Consider the following 18,414-nt stretch of genomic DNA (forward strand, 5'->3'; position numbering starts at 1 on the left):
ATGAAAGATAATTTTGTGGTCACCATTGCCGGCGGCGGCAGTACTTATACCCCTGGGATTGTGATGATGTTACTGGAAAATATGTCGCGCTTTCCCCTGCGGGAGATCCGTCTGTATGACAACCATCACCAGCGTCAGAAGACTATCGGCGACGCCTGCGCCATCCTGGTGGCTGAACGCTTCCCACAGGTGAAGTTCAGCTATACCACCGATCCGCAGGCGGCCTTTACCGACGTCGATTTCGTGATGGCGCATATTCGCGTTGGCCTGTATGAGATGCGGGAAAAGGATGAAAAGATCCCGCTGAAATATGGCGTGCCGGGCCAGGAGACCTGTGGTCCGGGTGGGATTGCCTACGGTATGCGCTCGATTGCCGGGGTGCTGGAGCTGGTCGATTATATGCAGCAGTACGCTCCAGGGGCCTGGATGCTCAACTACTCCAACCCGGCGGCTATCGTCGCGGAAGCGACCCGTCGCCTGCGGCCCGACGCGCGCATCATCAACATCTGCGATATGCCGGTGGCTATCGAGGGTCTGTTCGCCGACATCCTCGGCCTGCCGTCGCGCAAAGCGCTGAACGTTCGTTACTATGGCCTGAACCACTTCGGCTGGTGGACCAGCATCACCGATAAAGCCGGTAACGATTTGATGCCGGCGCTGAAGCGTCACGTGGCGGAGCAGGGATACAGCAGCCCAAAAGAAGACTTTCAGCATAAGGCGCCGAGTTGGATCGAGACCTTTAAAAAGGTGAAGGATGTGTTTGCCCTCGATCCGACGACGCTGCCTAACACCTATCTGAAATACTATCTCTACCCGGACTATGAAGTGGCGCATTCCGACCCGGAGTTTACGCGGGCCAACGAGGTGATGGCCGGACGCGAAAAAGAGGTCTTTGATATGGCCCGGGAGATCACCCGTCGCGGCACGGCGGAAGGCGCGCATTTCCATGCCGGGGCCCATGCCACCTTTATCGTCGACCTCGCCTGCGCCATCGCCTTTAACACCCAGGAGCGGATGCTGTTGATCGTCGAGAACAACGGAGCCATCGCCAACTTCGATGAGACGGCGATGGTGGAAGTCCCCTGCCTGGTGGGCGTTAATGGTCCGGAACCGCTGGCGATGGGGAAAATCCCGTCATTCCAGAAAGGGTTGATGGAGCAGCAGGTGGCAGTTGAGAAACTGGTGGTTGACGCCTGGATTGAGGGCAGTTACCAGAAACTGTGGCAGGCCATCGCCCTGTCGAAAACGGTGCCCAGCGCTTCGGTGGCGAAAGCCATCCTCGATGAACTGATCGTCGCCAACGAAGGCTACTGGCCCGCACTGCACTGATCTTTTTCGTGATGGGTAAGATGCAGAGAATCCACCTTCTCTGCATTTTTACCCGGTGTTTCCCCCGGTGATGCATTCATCCTTAACCTCCGCCCCCGTGGGCAAAGCGAATCGCTCATTTCCCCCTTCAGACCGGAGGTAAAAGGCCTCTATCTTCATTTTGCCCCGATCGTGACAATGAAATATAAATTCTATTCTTCAATATTATGGCGTAAAAATGTGATCTGCGTAGTATTCTTCGATTTACATTAACCCACTGAAAACAACATCGTTATTACCTCACTGTAAATTTAACCTGCTTTTCATGGGGATATACTCCCTTTAGCCTTTGTGATTGGCTTCATGCATTTACCATTCTGCAACACTGAATTGAAATTAAATTTTCATAATGTGATCTTGTTGCATGTTCATTCCATTTCTTTGTGCCATATTCTTACCACGGTAAATCGCCGGAGCGACAGCAACGTGCCACACCAGAGCGCTGTTCATCGGCAAATGTCGTCGCGACTGACGCACTAAAGACCGCTAACCCGCAAAGGAGAACGGATATCGACTACATCCATGTCAACACCAAGCCGTAAACCTCTTTGACCGCCATTGCTTAGCGTACCCTGCCTTGTGCTGAGCAATTACACAAAGAAGAAAATCATTTAATTCAGTTAGATACGACAACACAGGCGTGATAAATCCTGACTGGGGAGATGTATTTTTATCTTGTGTCGTTCAACAAAATAAAGGGACTACCATGTCATTTATAACAAACCTGAACCAGCAACAGAGAAAACGACTTCATCAGATCACCTTAGTGGCCACCTTCGGCGGCCTGCTTTTCGGTTACGACACCGGCGTTATCAACGGCGCCTTTTCCTCACTGAAGCAGTACATGGCGCTGACCCCAACCACCGAAGGGCTGGTAATGAGCGTTCTGCTGGTCGGCGCCGCGCTGGGCAGCGTGTTTGGCGGCAAATTTGCCGATTACTTCGGCCGGCGTAAATATTTACTCTTTCTCTCCTTTGTTTTTCTCATCGGCGCGTTGCTTTCCGCCGCGGCCCCCGATATCACTACCCTGCTGATTGCCCGCGCCCTGCTGGGCTATGCCGTCGGCGGCGCTTCGGTCACCGCCCCCACTTTTATTTCAGAAGTGGCGCCTACCGAGATGCGCGGCAAGCTGACCGGCCTGAATGAAGTCGCCATCGTCATTGGCCAGCTGGCGGCGTTTGCCATCAACGCGATCATTGGCATCATCTGGGGCCATCTGCCGGACGTCTGGCGCTATATGCTGCTGGTACAAGCGATTCCGGCCATCTGCCTGTTCGTTGGCATGTGGCGCGCGCCGGAAAGCCCGCGCTGGCTGATCAGCAAAAATCGTCATGATGAAGCGCTGCATATCCTCAAACAAATCCGCCCGGCGGAACGCGCGCAGAAGGAGTACGATGACATCTCTACCCTGATCAAAATTGAAGCTGGTAATAAGTACAGCGCCCAGAGCACCTTTGCGACGATTGTCAAAACACCCTGGATCCTCAAAATTTTGCTGGTCGGCATTACCTGGGCCGCACTGCAGCAAACCACCGGCGTTAACGTCATTATGTATTACGGTACGGAAATCCTGAGTGCCGCCGGTTTCTCAGAGCGTACTTCGCTGATCTGCAACGTGCTGAACGGTGTTTTCTCCGTGGGCGGTATGCTGATCGGGGTACTGTTCCTTGTCGACCGCTTCAAACGTAAGACAATCATCATCTACGGTTTCGCCATTATGGCAACCCTGCATCTGATTATCGCCGCTGTCGATTACACCCTGGTGGGTGACCTGAAAGCTACCGCCATCTGGCTGCTGGGCGCGCTGTTCGTCGGCGTGATGCAGGGCTCCATGGGCTTTATTACCTGGGTGGTATTAGCCGAACTGTTCCCGCTGAAATTCCGCGGGCTGTCGATGGGGATCTCGGTATTTTTCATGTGGATCATGAACGCGGTGGTCAGCTATCTGTTCCCGCTGCTGCAGGCAAAACTGGGCCTTGGGCCAGTCTTCTTTATCTTCGCCGCCATTAACTATTTAGCCATTCTTTTCGTGGTCTTTGCCCTGCCCGAGACCTCCAATAAATCGCTTGAGCAGTTAGAAGCAGAGCTGTCAGCAAACCATGAAGATAAAAAATCCACTCGTCTCACCAGGGAGGTTGGTTATGATCGATAACATCACGCTGGATAATCTGCATATTGGCTGCAAAGCCAGTAATAAAGCGGAAGTCATCGCCATGATCGGCGCGGAGTTTAAAGCCAAAGGCTATGTCAATCAGGAATGTGTCCACTTTCTGCTGGAGCGTGAACATCAGGTCTCGACCTTTTTAGGCAATGGCATCACCCTGCCGCATTTGCCGAAATCCGCGACGGATATCATCCTTAAAACCGGGATTGAGATCTATCAGTTTCCTGATGGCGTAATCTGGGATCGGAGCAATGTAATGTTTATTGCCATCGGCGTGATCGCGAAAGAGAAAGAGCATATTGACGTACTCAAGGAAATTGCCTCGATATTTAGCGATGAGCTGATCGCTAATGCACTGTCATTAATCTCTGACAAACATGATTTCCTGAAAATTCTGCAGCATAACGCCTTGCCCCATTAAGTATGACACCGACCGGAGCTCTGGCCCCGGTCGGATTTTCACCCCTCGCCCAGCAAACATGGCGAATAATCTGATTCTCCCCGTTATAACCTCAATGGCAATAATAACCAGAGAAACCAACGTATTGCTACTTGCTTGAAGTACGCGCATTAGCGCAGGCATTTCATAACTAAAATCCCATTAAAACAATGAGTTAAATATTCTTCAGAGCTACTCACCCTCAGGTTTATTGCTCGCGCTGTTAGCACCGTACGCCAGTGATTCCTGCGGTATTCCATTAGTTTTGATTTATATCAATACCTGTTCGATCGTTAAAATGCATTTTACAGCGCGATTATTTTAGCAGGGTGAATACGACATTGGTTTTACGATTGGGATATTTATTTAGCCGACCCGCAAGTCTGTGGGGATGGCTGATGTGTAATGCGTTTAACGGTATTGCGATTGTCCTCTGCTTTCGTGGCATAAGCAGCGTCACCGGTTTCAGCGAGGCGATCTGGCAGGTCATCATCACGCTGGCTATTATCATATCGACCTGGTACAGCGCTAACTATTTTGCTGCGCTGGAAGCTCGACGCGATAAACGACGCTATCTGCTGCTGGCCTGGGTGGTCATGACCATTCTGTTGAATTTTATTCACCTTGGCGGTGGTTAACGCCATCTATTAAAGGATCATACCATGACGCTGGCGATGCTGTTGGTGCTTATCAGCCACCATAAAGGGCTGACGCTCTTGCTGATCGTAATTATTGCGCTGCTGTTTATTGCGCTCACTCCGCTGGTCAAAAAACTGTTGAGTCACCTTCACGATCGTTCCTGAATTTTCTTTTATGACCGCCTACAGGGGGCCTTCTCTTCGTCATCTCCGTTTATCCCGTCACCCGCTCCCCCAGCATACAGTTTGTGGCAACGCCAGAAAAAGAAATGAGAACCATTATCATAAAAGCTGTGCTAACGTGTCAGCCCACAATAACGCCAGAAGCAACAAAACAGGGGGACAGACGAGGTGAAGTTGAGTTCAGGGAGCATCACAACAGGTCGTACGAGCGGGCTGCTGACGCTGGCGATTGGCGCACTCTTCTACAGCAGCGGCAGTATTGCCCGGCCGGATCTTCAGCCGCTGGGGCCGAACATTGCGGATAAAGGGTCGGCGTTTTACCACTTTACGCAACGCCAGTATGACTCTGCCGATGGCGAACGTCACTACCGGGTATGGACCGCAGTGCCGGACAAAGCCCCGCCCGCCGCCGGCTATCCGGTACTGTATATGTTGGATGGCAACGCGGTGATGGATAAACTCGACGACGCGTTTCTGCAGCAGCTCTTCGCCGGCTCCCCGCCGGTGATCGTCGCTATCGGCTACCAGACCGCGCTGCCCTTTGATACCGCAGCCCGCGCCTGGGATTACACCCCACCGCTAAAGACGCATGAGCCTCGCGCCGGGAAACCCGCGCTACCGCCGCGTAAAACCGGCGGCAATGATGTTTTTCGCCAGCTGCTGACCGAAACGATGGTTCCCCAGACGGAAGCTAACCTGAAAATAGATCCCCACCAGCGCGCTATCTGGGGCCACTCCTACGGCGGATTGTTTGTGCTCGACGCGTGGAGGAAGGCTTCGCCGTTTGGGATCTACTATTCCGCCAGCCCGTCGCTAGGTCAGGCCCTGCAATCGCCTTTGCAGGCAAGCCAAAGTCTTGATGCCGTCCGCTTTCGCGGGAAATCGCTGTACCTACTCGAGGGTGACGGTAAAGCCCGTGGAGAGCCGTCCGGGCACGAGGCCTCGCTTGAGGTGTTGCGTCAAACCCAACAGCAGCTTGCCAGTAAAGGGTTGACCGTAGCCTTCTGGCGCTACCCCGGCCTGACGCACGGTCAGATGTTCGAGGTCTCGCTGCGCTCGGCGCTGCTGCATCTTTCCGGGCAGGCAGCGCTTGCGCATCAGTAACGCCCTTACGCCCACCAGCGGAGGGTGGGCGCATCAGCGCCGGTCGGGCAGGTGTTTGATATCGACCGGCTCGCCGAACAGAAATCCCTGCATCTCGTCACATCCCTCCTCTTCGAGGATCTGCAGTTGTCCAGCCGTTTCCACCCCCTCGGCGATAAGCGGCGTATTGATCGAATTGCCCAGCGAAATAATGGCTCGCACGAATGAGCGTACCTGAGGGTTGCTCTCCACATCCGTCATAAAGCTGCGGTCGAGTTTGATGACGTCGAAATGAAAATCGCGCAGCATGCTCAGGGAGGAGTAACCGGTGCCAAAGTCATCCAGCGCAATACTGATCCCCATTTTTTGCAGATGATGCAGAACGCTGAACGCCAGCTGTTTATTGATCACAAACGCCGTTTCGGTGACCTCAAACTCCAGCAGACTGACCGGGTAGGCGGTACGCATCAGGATCTCGCGGACTTTTTCGATAAAGCTACGATGACGCAACTGCACCGGAGAGATATTGACCGAAACTTTTCTGTTCAAACCATTTTCCAGCGATTCGTTACACACCTGCTCGAGCACCCAGTAACCTAAGGGCACGATGGCGCCGCTCTCTTCGGCGATGGGAATAAACACGTCCGGTGGGATCGTCCCCAGCTGCGGATGCTGCCAGCGCAGCAGCGCCTCGTAACCGGTGATGCTACGATCTTTGATGTTGCGGATAGCCTGATAGTGGAGCGAAAACTCCCCGGCGTGAATACCGCGCCGGATATCGGCGGCCATCATATTGCGCTGCCGCGTCTTGTCATCCATTTCACGTTCATACCAGCAAATCTTATGGTCGAGGCTGCTTTTTGCCCGATACATAGCCAGATCGGAATTGCTCAGTATCGTATTAATATCCGTGCCGTCCTCCGGGTAGACTGAGATGCCAATGCTGGCGGAGAGAACCACTTCCGTCGCGGCAAACGTCTGCTTACCGCTGAAGCAGTGCCACAGGCGCGCAGCAAAGGCATCCACTTCACCCTCATCGGAAAAAGGTTTAACGGCCACAAACTCATCGCCGCCGAAGCGGGCGACCATCTCCTCCTTCTGCAGCGTTTTGAGCACGGCGCCCGCCACGCGCTGCAGCAGCTGGTCACCAATCAGATGGCCCTGCAGATCGTTAATCTCTTTAAATTTGTCTAAATCGATCGTGATAATGGCAAAGCGGCGGGCATCATTTCCAGTGATCAGCTTCTCCACCCGTTCAAAAAACTCCACCCGATTGGGTAAACCGGTTAACGCATCGTAGCGCGCCATCCAGGCGATGCGGTCGTTAATCGCCTTCTGTTCACTAATGTCGCGGGTAATTTTGGCAAAACCCAGCAGGGTGTTCTGCTCATCGCGGATGGTATCGATCATGACATGCGCCCAGAATCGGGACCCGTCTTTGCGATACCGCCAGCCTTCCCCTTCAAACTGCCCGCTACGCAGGGCGATTTCCAGGTTTTTTGCGGGTACACCGGAGAGTTGCTCAGCTTCGCTATAGAAGAGACCGAAGTAGCGACCGATGATCTCGTCGCTCAGGTACCCTTTTGCCCGGCGGGCGCCCTCATTCCAGCTAATGACCGTGCCGTCGGCGCTCAGCATATAGATGGCATAATCTTTAACGCTTTCAATAAAGTGGCGATAGGCAATATCCGTCAGGTGATCGTTACTCATGGTACAGCGCTCTCTGTGGCTTGATCGTGGCAAAACGCATTAGATATAGCAGAATTACGCCTATTAAGAATACAAGGATATGGCCTTTTGTTGGCCTCTTTCTGACCCGGACACCGCAGTAGGCGCGGCGGACGCTCTCGTTAAGCGTAGTGGACCAGGCCGTCCGAAGGAGTGATATTCCCCGCGATTTTTGCACTTAGGTCGCCCACTAATAGTTACTTTTATTGATTAAAAAGTTTGATTGAAAGAATAAATAAAAGGAGTAATGTTAATAATACTTTCTATGGAGGTTAAATATGTTGCGTGATTATTTAAAAGTGGAAAAAGAAGACCAGCTTGTTGAACAACAGAGTCGGCATGACAATAGCCAGCATTATTCTTCGGTGACCGAATGGGTTATTTTAAGTAAAGATGGCCAGCGCAAAGGCCGGGTATCCCTGTTCGACCGCTTCACCACCCGCCGCTCCTGGAGCGACAGTTTCCGCATTACGCAGTTCGATAATGCGGGTAAAGTGGTGGTGGATAAACTCACTGACGCGCTGTAAATCCTTCGGATTCCCGGCCTGACGGGAGAATATTAATACGCAAAATTAACACCTGCATAAAATATATTGATGCGTCGCCATCATGTTATTTTCTTTCTGCATACCGATAATCTAATGGGTAATTTTCGCCATGGTGCACAGCGCGAATTTTTAACCCGAAAAAATGCTGAATATAAGCCCGCTGGTCGGGCTTTTTTGCATGGTGCTCGCCATCTACGCCACAAAATGCCAAGGACATCCCGCGCTGTATTGTATACGATGTATATACGAATCGTTACGGTATATATCTATGGGAATCGTCAAAATCTCCGATCTGCTGCACGATGATATTCGTGATGCCAGCAAAGCCATGTCCCGCTCCGTCAATGCCCAGGCGGAATACTGGATCCGTCTGGGCATGATGAGCGAACTCTACCCTGAGCTTAACCACCAGCAGATCAAACTGCTGATGCTGAAATCCGGCTCTGACCGTCTGCTGGAGGTGATCAATGCCATCAATAATCATTAAAACCGCCGACGAACTCGCCCGGCAGCGCCATGCCGGCCAGCTGCTGGCGTCAGTGTTTGATATGCTGGATACTTTTATCGTTCCCGGCGTAACGACGATGGCGATTAACGATCGAGTGGAAGATTTTATCGTCAACCAGCTGCACGCCCGCCCGGCCAGCAAGGGGCAATACGATTTTCCCTATGTGTTGAACACTTCCATTAACGATGTGGTGTGCCACGGGATCCCCAAAGCGACCGAACATCTGCGCTCCGGGATGATTGTTAACGTCGATATCACCCTCGAGAAAGCGGGCATGATTGCCGACTCCAGTAAGATGTACCTGATAGGCGATGTCTCCCCGCTGGCCCGCCGGCTGGTAAAGACTACCTATGAAGCGATGTGGAAAGGCATTGAGGTGGTGAAGCCTGGCGCGACGCTGGGCGATATTGGCCACGCTATTCAGCGCTGGGTGGAGGAACATGGCTATAGCGTGGTCAGAGAATATTGCGGTCACGGCGTCGGTCAGGAAATGCATGAGGAACCGCAGGTGCTGCATTACGGCCGCCCCGGAGAAGGCGCCGTGCTGCAGGAAGGCATGGTGTTCACCATTGAGCCGATGGTCAACCAGGGCGACAGCCGTATCAAAACCAAAAAAGATGGCTGGACGGTGGTTACCCGCGATAAAAAACTCTCCGCGCAATGGGAGCACACCGTGGCCGTCACCGCCAACGGTTTTGAGGTGCTGACGTTACGCGACGATGAACAGTCGCGGATCCGCTGAGTTGCTTCCCTTTCTCTATGGCGGTGGGCCGCTTTCCGATCCCGGAGCTCGCTTGGGCGCCAGACGACACCTGATTCTGCCGCCGGGCGGCGGCAATAATTGTTTTCATGAATGATTTCTGCGCGCGCGTCTGCCCGCTGGTTATGGCTGATGCGCGCATAAACCGCACAACGGTTTATCCTTTACCTTCTTGCATCAGCTTACTCTTCATTGCCTTTATCCTGCCTTAGCGATAGCGAATAATGACATCCGCTTCACTATGCTGCGCATTTCGCCAGTGAATACTGACCTCACCGCGATTGTCCGGCATGGCGTAGCGATGACGGTTGTTTGTCAAGGCGACCTGTTCCGGTGAATGGTGCTGGCACGAGACATCGATACGATCGTGCCGGGGGGCGATAACACAGGCCGGATTGATGACCCGTCCTGAAAAATGAACCTGGCCGGAAAGCGCAGCAGACGACGCCAGCGGCGCCAGGCACAGACATAGCAGAGCGAGACGGAATGGAGACATAGCAATCTTCCTTGATAACGGGTGACACTGCGCGGCACAGCATCGTTTCTGTGCCCTACAACCTGCGGCTTCCTGCCGTCACTCCACGCTACTGCAAAATAGCGGCAGCGTAAATGATTATTCCGGGCCACCCGGTCAACTGCCGGGAATAACAACAACTTTTCGTAAAATTTGCTCAGAACAGTTATCTCCCGGAAATAATGCATTATACGTATGGGACTCTTTTCAATATTTAATGAGATTATACTTACACCAAAAAATAAATAATGTTACAGCTTAACACATCTTATCAATGGGCCTTTACGATGTTCTCCGTATAATCCCGCCCCCGACGGTAATATACATTAGCGATGCTTACCGTTTTTTGTGAACAGAAATAAAAAACATGCTTTAAAAATGTTAAATGCTTTTGTTAACTTGTGATTATTTAATAAGGTTTGAGTATGAAAGAAAAAGGCACCCTGCTGGTTGTTGGTTCACTGCTGGCCTTAAGTCTGGCTACTGTGACCACCGCCCGCGCGGCGGGTACACTGAATTTCACCGGTAAAATTATTAACGAGTCCTGCCAGATCGCCAATAACGGTGGCGATGTTAATGTCGATTTTGGCAACGTCGATATGTCGGCGCTGAAATCCCATGAAGCGAAAACCGCAGAAACGCCGTTCACCATCAACCTCACCGGTTGCCCACTGGCGCAGAACATCAGTATCAGCCTGGAAGGTACTCCGGACACCAACGCTAACGGCACCAGCGCCGCCGTGCTGGCGCTCTCTGACGCCGCGGATACCGCCAAAGGGGTGGGCATTGAAGTTTTCTCTTCCCCTGACGGCTCAACGGAAGGCACTCAGCTGACCTTTGACAAGCAGAGCAAAACGGCGGTTTCGCAAGCCGACGAAAACGGTGATATTGCATTTAACTTTATTGCCGATCTGAAGAGCGATTCCTCACAGGATGTCACTGCCGGCAATATTAATGCCACGGCCAATATTGATATTGTGTACGAATAGAATGTCCTGATTGCCACTTTTCCAAGGGCAGCGTCCCCCTGCCCTTATTCTCATTTCTCGTGACCGGATCCTCAATTATGCAGTGTTATAAAGCGGCTTTTATCCTGAGCCTTCTCTTTTGCCCGTTCCTGGCGTCTGCCGCCGGGGTTGCCATTGCCGGCACACGTGTCATCTATAATGAACAAAGCCATGAGGCAGACATCACGGTAAAAAACACCAATCCTCACGATCCGGTGCTTATTCAGAGCTGGGTAGACGATCTGGCTGATAATAATAAATCACCGTTTATCGTCACCCCGCCATTGTTCCGTCTGGATGCCGGAGACAGCAACGATCTCCGCGTGTTATTAACCTCGGCGCAACTGCCAAACGATCGGGAAAGTTTGTTCACCCTGAATATCAAAGTGATTCCTGCCAATACCGCGCCGGCTGGCGAGAACATTCTGCAATTTGCTATAAAGAATCAACTGAAGCTCATTTATCGCCCGGCAGGGCTCCCTGGCTCGGCGCTCGACGCGGCGCAGCACCTGCGCTGGCGGATCAGCGGCAACCACCTGCAGGCGGAGAATGCCTCCCCCTATTATGTGACTATCACCACGCTCACCTGCGCGGGCCAGAACCAGAAAACGCCGCTTGAGCGCAGCGTGATTGCTCCTCACAGCCGTGAAGAGTATGCCCTCCCCGGCGAGGCCTGCGCCCGCGAGGTGAGCTGGCGCATTCTGGATGACTTTGGCGCTGTGCAGACGTTTAGCGCCCCCGTTTCGGCGCACTAAGCGTCTGATGTCGCGATGCGCCACGGCCCGGCTCATACCGTTACCGTCGTCAGCCTCTCCATCCTGCTGGGCGGACAGAGCGCGCTCTTGCACGCCCAGGCGACCTTTAATATGGATCTGCTGGAGAAAAACGACCATTTGCCGGCAGTGGATCTGCAACGCTTCAATCAGCAGGCGGGCCAGCCGCCAGGCGACTATCCGGTGAGCTGGCAGGTCAACGGCTTCACGCTGGACGCCCGTAAGACCGTCACGTTTCGCCAGAACGATCGCGGACAGCTCACGCCCTGCCTTAAGCCGGAAGATCTGCTGCAGGCCGGAGTTAACCCGGCCGTGCTGTCTCAGGCGCCCAGCGCAACGTCCCGCTCATGTCCCGAACTCAACGCGCTGCTGCCGGGCAGCACGGTCAATTTCGATTTTGCTCATCAGCGGCTGGTAATGACCATTCCTCAGGCGCTGATGACGCACCGGGCGAGGGATAATGTTCCCTCTGCGCTGTGGGACGAAGGTATTAGCGCCTTTCAGAGTAACTATCGTTATTCAGGCGCCAGCCAGCGTACCCGCGAGGGCAGCACCGAGCGCGATAACTATCTGATGTTGAAAAGCGGCGTGAACGTCGGCGCCTGGCGCCTGCGCGCCAGCAATAGCCTGACCGCCAACAGCGATGATAAGCCCCAGTGGACGACCAGCGGCGCCTGGCTTGAGCGCGACCTCACGCGCTGGCAGAGTGAACTGACCCTCGGGGATACCTTCACGTCGGGCGATGTGTTTGACGCGGTACAGTTTCAGGGAATATCCCTCGCCTCCAGCGATGCAATGCTCCCGGACTCGCAGAAAGGTTTTGCCCCGACCATCCGCGGGATTGCCAGAACCAACGCCCAGGTCACGGTTCGGCAAAATGGCTACGTGCTGTATCAAACCTACGTCACCCCCGGCGCGTTCGTGATTGACGATCTTTATCCCACCGCCAGCAGCGGCAATCTTGAGGTTGCCGTCAAAGAGTCGGATGGCGAAATCCGCCGCTTCACCCAGCCGTATGCTTCGGTGACCAGCATGCAGCGCGAAGGCAGCCTGAAATACAACCTGGTCGCCGGGCGCTACCATAGCGACGATGCCAGCCAGCGGCCGTTGATGATGCAGCTGTCGCTGATGCGCGGGTTCGCCCATAACCTGACGCTGTTTGGCGGACTGCAGAGCGCGGCGCAATACCATAACCTCTCGCTCGGCGCAGGACAGGGGTTGGGAGAAGCCGGGGCGCTCTCGCTGCAGCTGTTAAACGCCCGCGACCGGCACCAGCAGGATCCGATCGATGGCCGGGCCTGGCAGCTCCAGTACAGCAAAGGTTTTGATCGTCTTGGCACGCAGTTCACCTTCACCGGCTGGCGTTATTCGCATCAGCGCTATGCCACGCTGAGCGAGGCGTTTTCCAGCCCGGGTAGCGAAGACGACCTGCAGGATAGCGACAACAAAAAAGCAACCCTGCAAATCACCGCCAGCCAGAGCCTGCCGTACGATATCACCCTCTATCTGAGTCTCGACCAGGACAGCTACTGGTCAGGGGGCGCCTCACAGCGTACCGCCAATATGGGGATCAGCAGCCAGGTTCACGGTATCGCGTGGTCGCTCAGCTACAGCGGCTCCCGCAGCAGCCACGGTGACGAGGAGGATGACGAGCCGCATTCCGACAAAGTGGTGACATTGTCACTTTCCGTGCCGTTGAGCCACCTGCTGCCGGGGAGCTATGCCGGCTATACCCTGACCTCCTCCCGCCACAGCGTTGGCAGTCAGATGGTCAGCCTCAACGGCACATTGCTGGACAATCACGCGCTTAGCTACGCCGTCAGCCAAACCCGCGATCGGCAAAACGGGTCCAGCGGCAGCCTGACGGCCGGGTACAGCAGTGGAAGAGGCGATCTGAATCTCGGCTACAGCCACGATTCGCAGGCCGCTCGTCTGAACTACGGCGCCAGCGGGGGCATTCTGATTCACCGCCACGGGGTAGTCTTTACACCGGAAATGAATGGCGCTGTCGTCCTGATTGACGCCGGTGGCGCCGGGGGTGTGACCCTCGCCAACCAGAAAACCATCGCCACCAATGGTGACGGGTACGCCGTGCTGCCCTTCGCCACCGCCTATCACCGCAACGACGTCTCTCTCGACAGCCATTCGCTGCCGGAGAATGTGGATCTGGCCAACAGCACCGTGACGCTGGTCCCTACCAAAGACGCGGTGGTTCTGGCGCGCTTTCACACCCACGTTGGCTATAAGGCGCTGTTTACGCTGCAGTCGCGGGGACAACCGCTGCCCTTTGGCAGCGAAGTACGCGCCAAAGACACCAACAGCATCGTTGCCAGCGAGGGTCAGGTGTACCTGGCCGGCCTGGCGCCAAAAGGCACCCTTTATGCGCAATGGGGGCCGGGCCCTCAGCAGCGCTGTAGCGCCCGCTACGATCTCACCCCGACGCTGGCGCAGACCCCCCATCCACTCATTTTACAGCAGACGTTATCATGTCCTTTTTAACTCTCCTGCGTCGGGTCGCCCTGACGCTGTTATTCACTCTGTTACCGGCCGCCAGCGGATGGGCCTGTACGCCAGTGTTTGTCCGCGGCCAGGCCTCCACCCTTCGGCTGAACGTGGGGCAGCTCACGGTTCCGGCTGACGCCAGACCCGGCACCCCGCTGTATCATAAAAGTTTCGCCTGGAACCGCCTTAGCGACGGCGGCGAACAGTGGATCCGCTGCGCGGACGACCCGCACGGGCTGTCGCCGCTGCTGCTGGACAGTCTGCTGTCCGGGGGAGTGACGCGACCGACGGTTTATCAAACTAATCTCGCCGGCATTGGCGTTCGCGTATCGCTGCGCGCTATCGGCAGCTATGGCGGCTTTCCTGACCGGCCGACGCCCTCGCCGTTTAGCCAACGGGTGGACAATCCCGCCGCCTTGCCCGATGCGGTGTGGAAACTGGGCTATTTCCGCCTGACGATTGAGCTCATTAAAACCGGTCCCGCTGCGACGCCGGGCGAGCTTGAGTATCACAGCGAGCGCTTTTTAATGGCGGAGCATACCCCGCTGGCCGCGTTAGACTTAACCGGCAGGATCAGCACCGCGGGATGTTCAGTGAATGACGCCACGCCAGCCCTGATCAAGCTCCCTGCGGCGATGCTTGACCACTTCGGCGGCGTCGGCAAAACCACCGGCGACACCCCTTTTGCGCTGCAGCTGGATTGCAACAGCGCGGTCACGATTTCCCTGCGAGTTGACGGCGCGGAGCCCCTCTCCGCCCGGGGGCATGGCGTTCTGCGCAATGACGCCACCGACGATCGGGCGCAGGGTATTGGCGTGCAGTTGCTTTACCATCGTCAGCCGGTCGTACTGAATCATGAGATGACGCTGGGCAGCGCGAGCGCGGGCCGGTTTACCCTGCCGCTCACTGCCCGCTACTACCAGACACGTTCCCGGATCACCGCCGGTCAGGTGTCGGCCGTCGCGACCTATACCTTGCATTATGACTAGGCGATGGCGAACCGACGGATGAAGCGGATGAAGGAATTGCTCTGACCGGCGAATAGTAAGAGAATAGCGCCTACACGCGACGATCTGAGTACACGGGAGTTCATCATCAGCCATTCTCGTCGATTCCCCTTAGCCAGCAAAGTGGCGCTGGCAGGCGCGGCGCTCATCGCCGCTGGCATGCTGTTCAGCTGCACCAGTAAAGCCCCTAAATCCCTTGTCACGCCGCCGAACGCTGCCGCCATCAAAGCCGGGCAGGCGCACCGGGAGCCGGTGCGCGGCGTGTGGCTCACCACCGTTTCGCGCCTTGACTGGCCGCCGGTCGGGTCGATTATCGCCAGCACGCCGGAGAGCCGCATCACGCAGCAGAAGCTGGCGCTGATCGCTAAACTCGATAACCTGCAGCGCCTGGGGATCAACACCGTCTTTTTCCAGGTGAAACCGGACGGTACGGCGCTCTGGCGGTCGGATATTCTGCCGTGGTCCGATATGCTGACCGGCAAAATCGGCGAATACCCTGGCTACGATCCGCTGCAGTTTATGCTGGATGAAGCGCACAAGCGCGGCATGAAGGTTCACGCGTGGTTTAACCCCTACCGCGTCTCGGTCAACACCAAACCGTCGACGATTGCCGAGCTGAACAACACCCTTACTCAGGTACCGGCCAGCGTGTTCGTCCTGCACCGTAACTGGATCCGCACCGCCAGCGATCGCTTTGTTCTCGACCCGGGCATTCCCGAAGCGCGTGACTGGATCACCAGCATCGTCGCTGAAGTGGTGCAGAACTACCCGATTGACGGCGTGCAGTTCGATGACTATTTCTATACCGAAACCGCCTCTTCCCCGCTTAACGACAACGAGACTTTCCGCCGTTACGGGCAGGGCTATGCCTCGAAGGGCGACTGGCGGCGGCATAACACCCAGCAGCTCATAGCCCAGGTTTCCACCACCATCAAAAAGCTCAATCCGAACGTCGAGTTTGGCGTGAGCCCGGCCGGGGTGTGGCGCAACCGCTCCCACGATCCGGCGGGGTCCGATACCCGGGGCGCGGCCGCCTATGATGAATCCTATGCCGATACCCGCAGCTGGGTGCAGCAGGGACTGCTCGACTACATCGCGCCGCAGATCTACTGGCCGTTTGCCCGCGATGCCGCGCGCTATGATGTGCTGGCCAACTGGTGGGCCGAGGTGGTTAAACCGACGCATACCCGGCTGTATATCGGCGTGGCGCTGTACAAGGTGGGTGAACCGTCCAAAAACGAGCCTGACTGGACGGTGGATGGCGGCGTGCCGGAGCTGAAAAAGCAGCTCGATCTCAATGAGACTCTGCCGCAGATCCAGGGCACCATCCTGTTCCGCGAAAACAACCTCAATCAGCCGCAAACCCGGCAGGCGGTTAACTATTTGCGCAGCCGCTGGGGGCAGCCGCAGAGCTAGCCGCCAGCCGGCTCTGCTATAGCGCCTGCAGCCCTTGCTGCAGGCGGGCGTGCAGCTTCAGCATGTTCTCTGTAATGGCCTGCCAGACGTGGCTGGAAAAGTCCGCCGGCAGCGTCCGGCGAGCGCTTTCGATTGCCTGCGGCACATGCCCGGCAAACTCCTGGAGGATCGCCAACATCTGCTCTCGGGGAAAGTTCACCGCTTTGGCCGTCGCCAGAAAATGACGCGGATAGATGGCGTTAATCTCTGTTTTACGCCCTTTTGTGGCATTGAGCCCCATCGACAGCTTCAGATCGCGCAGATGCAGTCCCGTGCCGCCCAGCACCGGAAACGCCGAAATAATGTCGTAGAACGGTGTTAAGCGGTAGCTGCCGCCGGGCAACAGGTAAATTGAGAAGTTTTTTGCGTGACCGTCCGTCGCCCCCGTCAGCCACTGGAAGACCATGAACTTCATAAAGTCATAGCGATCTTTCAGCGCTTCACTCGAGCCCAGCAGAAAGGTCATGATCGCGGCGATACCCGGCCCGCCGTCAGACTCATATTTCATCGCTGAAGGAAGGCCAAAAGCCTGACACAGATCCTCCTGCGGCAGACGCAGCAGCACCCGTCCCTCCTGCGCCCAGCGCCGGTCGAAGCGGGTTACCGCCAGGGCGCGGATCCGCGGGGTGGCGATGATCTCCGCTTCCGGCACCGCCAGGCCCAGTTCTCTGGCCAGCGCCAGGCACAGATACTCATTATCCACGCTTTCACGCAGATCTAGCGTCGCATTGGGCTGCTTTATCTCGCCGATGGGCAGCTTAATGATATGCGTGGTCGGCGTGGCGCCCTGCGGAATACACCACTGCTCGCCCATCCGCAGCAGCGCCGTTTTCTCCTGGGCGCCGGCCACCGAGATACGGAAATCGTCCTGGCTGGTAATCATCCCGAGGGGGATATCCGACTGGTAAGCGGTCAGCAAAGCGGTGAGCTGCGCCTCGTCCAGCGTCTGCCAGCGTAATCCTTCCAGGTGCGCCTCTTCCCCCGGCGGCAGGAGGGTCACCGCCCCTACGCTATCCCGCCCGACTTCGGCCAGCAGATCGAACGGCTGCTTCGAGCGCGCCTGATAGCGCCTGACGATCCGGTCGCGGACCTGCGGGCTATCGGGCAGCAGGTTATCAAAATAGTGATACACCGCGTCGGCAGTGATATTGCCATACTGCAGCGGCAGTGAGAGGGAGAGCGGTCTGGCGCGCGGGCTGCGCAGCCACTCTTCGTCATAGCGAAAACTGTGCGCCCCGTTAGCCTGGCGGGTTAAGGTTCCCACGCGCACATTGTTCATCCAGGTGGTAAGCGTCGCCATTACCAGTCAAGGTCCGTGTTGTTATCGGGAGCCGGCGCCGTCTCAGCAGCTTTGGCGTTCAGCATCATCACCACCCCCAGCGACTGGAGGATCTTAAACAGCGTGGTTAAGGTGGTTTTGTCGGGGTGATTTTCAAAATTGGACAGCGTGGCCTGCTTAATGCCGATCCGCCTGGCCAGCGCATCCTGGGTCCAGTGGTTCTGCTGGCGCAGCAGCTTCAGGTAATTGGCCAGCTGCACGGGACTGTATATCTGCGGGGAATTCATCGCCTTGTTCCTTACCATCATTTATCCCCCTGTCGGGATAAACTTGGTTTTATACCCTACAGGGGATAATGTCAAGGATATCCCCTGGTGGGGATAGGAGAATAATTATCCTTGTGTGGGGATAAAACAGGAAGGATGATCGCCGGAGCCACCTGTACATGCCCGGTGGCG

General features: G+C 55.8%; 18 protein-coding genes. 14 read left to right on the forward strand and 4 right to left on the reverse strand.

The genetic code is table 11. The annotated features are described in order from the left end of the window. The 6 genes from RRF55_RS03875 to iroE all read left to right on the forward strand — a co-directional run bounded on the left by RRF55_RS03875 (nt 1) and on the right by iroE (nt 5,896). Complete coding sequence (locus tag RRF55_RS03875; RefSeq protein WP_004151635.1) at nt 1-1,329, forward strand: 6-phospho-alpha-glucosidase; 1,329 nt, start codon at nt 1-3, stop codon at nt 1,327-1,329. A 745-nt stretch (nt 1,330-2,074) separates the two neighbouring features. Then, nucleotides 2,075-3,520 carry a sugar porter family MFS transporter gene (locus RRF55_RS03880; protein ID WP_004143440.1) on the forward strand — a complete coding sequence of 482 codons (1,446 nt, stop codon included), beginning with the start codon at nt 2,075-2,077 and terminating at the stop codon, nt 3,518-3,520. Further along, on the forward strand, nt 3,510-3,953 hold the full coding sequence (locus RRF55_RS03885) for a PTS sugar transporter subunit IIA (RefSeq protein WP_002904819.1): 444 nt from the start codon (nt 3,510-3,512) through the stop codon (nt 3,951-3,953). The genes RRF55_RS03880 and RRF55_RS03885 overlap by 11 nt, the downstream gene beginning before the upstream one ends. A 416-nt stretch (nt 3,954-4,369) precedes the next feature. Then, the gene (locus RRF55_RS03890) at nt 4,370-4,609 is read left to right on the forward strand and encodes a hypothetical protein (RefSeq protein WP_002904816.1); all 240 of its coding nucleotides are present in this window, start codon (nt 4,370-4,372) and stop codon (nt 4,607-4,609) included. A gap of 24 nt (nt 4,610-4,633) precedes the next feature. Next, on the forward strand, nt 4,634-4,774 hold the full coding sequence (locus tag RRF55_RS03895; RefSeq protein WP_002904814.1) for a hypothetical protein: 141 nt from the start codon (nt 4,634-4,636) through the stop codon (nt 4,772-4,774). A gap of 186 nt (nt 4,775-4,960) precedes the next feature. Next, complete coding sequence (gene iroE / locus RRF55_RS03900) at nt 4,961-5,896, forward strand: siderophore esterase IroE (RefSeq protein ID WP_004148380.1); 936 nt, start codon at nt 4,961-4,963, stop codon at nt 5,894-5,896. A gap of 33 nt (nt 5,897-5,929) precedes the next feature. Here iroE and RRF55_RS03905 read toward each other — a convergent pair whose 3' ends face one another. Further along, complete coding sequence (locus RRF55_RS03905) at nt 5,930-7,585, reverse strand: putative bifunctional diguanylate cyclase/phosphodiesterase (protein WP_032414917.1); 1,656 nt, start codon at nt 7,583-7,585, stop codon at nt 5,930-5,932. A 296-nt stretch (nt 7,586-7,881) separates the two neighbouring features. Here RRF55_RS03905 and RRF55_RS03910 point away from each other — a divergent pair, with 296 nt between their 5' ends. From RRF55_RS03910 to map, 3 genes are all read left to right on the forward strand, one after another. Further along, on the forward strand, nt 7,882-8,130 hold the full coding sequence (locus RRF55_RS03910) for a hypothetical protein (RefSeq protein WP_002904810.1): 249 nt from the start codon (nt 7,882-7,884) through the stop codon (nt 8,128-8,130). A gap of 289 nt (nt 8,131-8,419) precedes the next feature. Then, nucleotides 8,420-8,638, forward strand: a complete 219-nt coding sequence (locus tag RRF55_RS03915) for a ParD-like family protein (protein WP_002904808.1) — start codon at nt 8,420-8,422, stop codon at nt 8,636-8,638. After that, nucleotides 8,619-9,401, forward strand: coding sequence for a type I methionyl aminopeptidase (gene map / locus RRF55_RS03920; RefSeq protein ID WP_004179825.1), 783 nt, complete (start codon nt 8,619-8,621; stop codon nt 9,399-9,401). The genes RRF55_RS03915 and map overlap by 20 nt, the downstream gene beginning before the upstream one ends. Nucleotides 9,402-9,627: 226 nt before the next feature. Here the strand turns inward: map and RRF55_RS03925 are convergent, their stop codons facing one another. After that, on the reverse strand, nt 9,628-9,915 hold the full coding sequence (locus RRF55_RS03925) for a hypothetical protein (protein WP_032414916.1): 288 nt from the start codon (nt 9,913-9,915) through the stop codon (nt 9,628-9,630). A gap of 443 nt (nt 9,916-10,358) precedes the next feature. Between RRF55_RS03925 and RRF55_RS03930 the strand changes: the two genes are divergently transcribed. The 5 genes from RRF55_RS03930 (at nt 10,359) to RRF55_RS03950 (ending at nt 16,638) form a co-directional block, all read left to right on the forward strand. Continuing rightward, nucleotides 10,359-10,922, forward strand: coding sequence for a fimbrial protein (locus RRF55_RS03930; protein WP_004143457.1), 564 nt, complete (start codon nt 10,359-10,361; stop codon nt 10,920-10,922). A 77-nt stretch (nt 10,923-10,999) separates the two neighbouring features. Continuing rightward, on the forward strand, nt 11,000-11,695 hold the full coding sequence (locus tag RRF55_RS03935; protein WP_025861922.1) for a fimbrial biogenesis chaperone: 696 nt from the start codon (nt 11,000-11,002) through the stop codon (nt 11,693-11,695). A gap of 15 nt (nt 11,696-11,710) precedes the next feature. After that, nucleotides 11,711-14,212, forward strand: a complete 2,502-nt coding sequence (locus RRF55_RS03940; protein WP_064153112.1) for a fimbria/pilus outer membrane usher protein — start codon at nt 11,711-11,713, stop codon at nt 14,210-14,212. After that, nucleotides 14,200-15,204: a fimbrial protein gene (locus tag RRF55_RS03945; protein WP_004176196.1), complete on the forward strand. Its 1,005-nt coding sequence runs from the start codon at nt 14,200-14,202 to the stop codon at nt 15,202-15,204. The genes RRF55_RS03940 and RRF55_RS03945 overlap by 13 nt, the downstream gene beginning before the upstream one ends. Nucleotides 15,205-15,345: 141 nt before the next feature. Beyond that, nucleotides 15,346-16,638 (forward strand): glycoside hydrolase family 10 protein, encoded by a 1,293-nt coding sequence (locus RRF55_RS03950; RefSeq protein ID WP_032414911.1) that lies wholly within the window; start codon nt 15,346-15,348, stop codon nt 16,636-16,638. Between the two features lie 16 nt (nt 16,639-16,654). On the opposite strand, the gene RRF55_RS03955 is transcribed toward RRF55_RS03950, so the two are convergent. Next, complete coding sequence (locus tag RRF55_RS03955; RefSeq protein WP_023316847.1) at nt 16,655-17,977, reverse strand: type II toxin-antitoxin system HipA family toxin; 1,323 nt, start codon at nt 17,975-17,977, stop codon at nt 16,655-16,657. Then, entirely contained in the window at nt 17,977-18,243 is a 267-nt protein-coding gene (gene hipB / locus RRF55_RS03960) for a type II toxin-antitoxin system antitoxin HipB (protein ID WP_004176198.1), read from the reverse strand. Before hipB ends, RRF55_RS03955 begins: the two co-directional genes overlap by 1 nt. Between the last annotated feature and the right edge of the window lie 171 nt (nt 18,244-18,414).

It is taken from the genome of Klebsiella sp. K47 (genome assembly GCF_051858335.1).
Taxonomy (GTDB): domain Bacteria; phylum Pseudomonadota; class Gammaproteobacteria; order Enterobacterales; family Enterobacteriaceae; genus Klebsiella; species Klebsiella pneumoniae.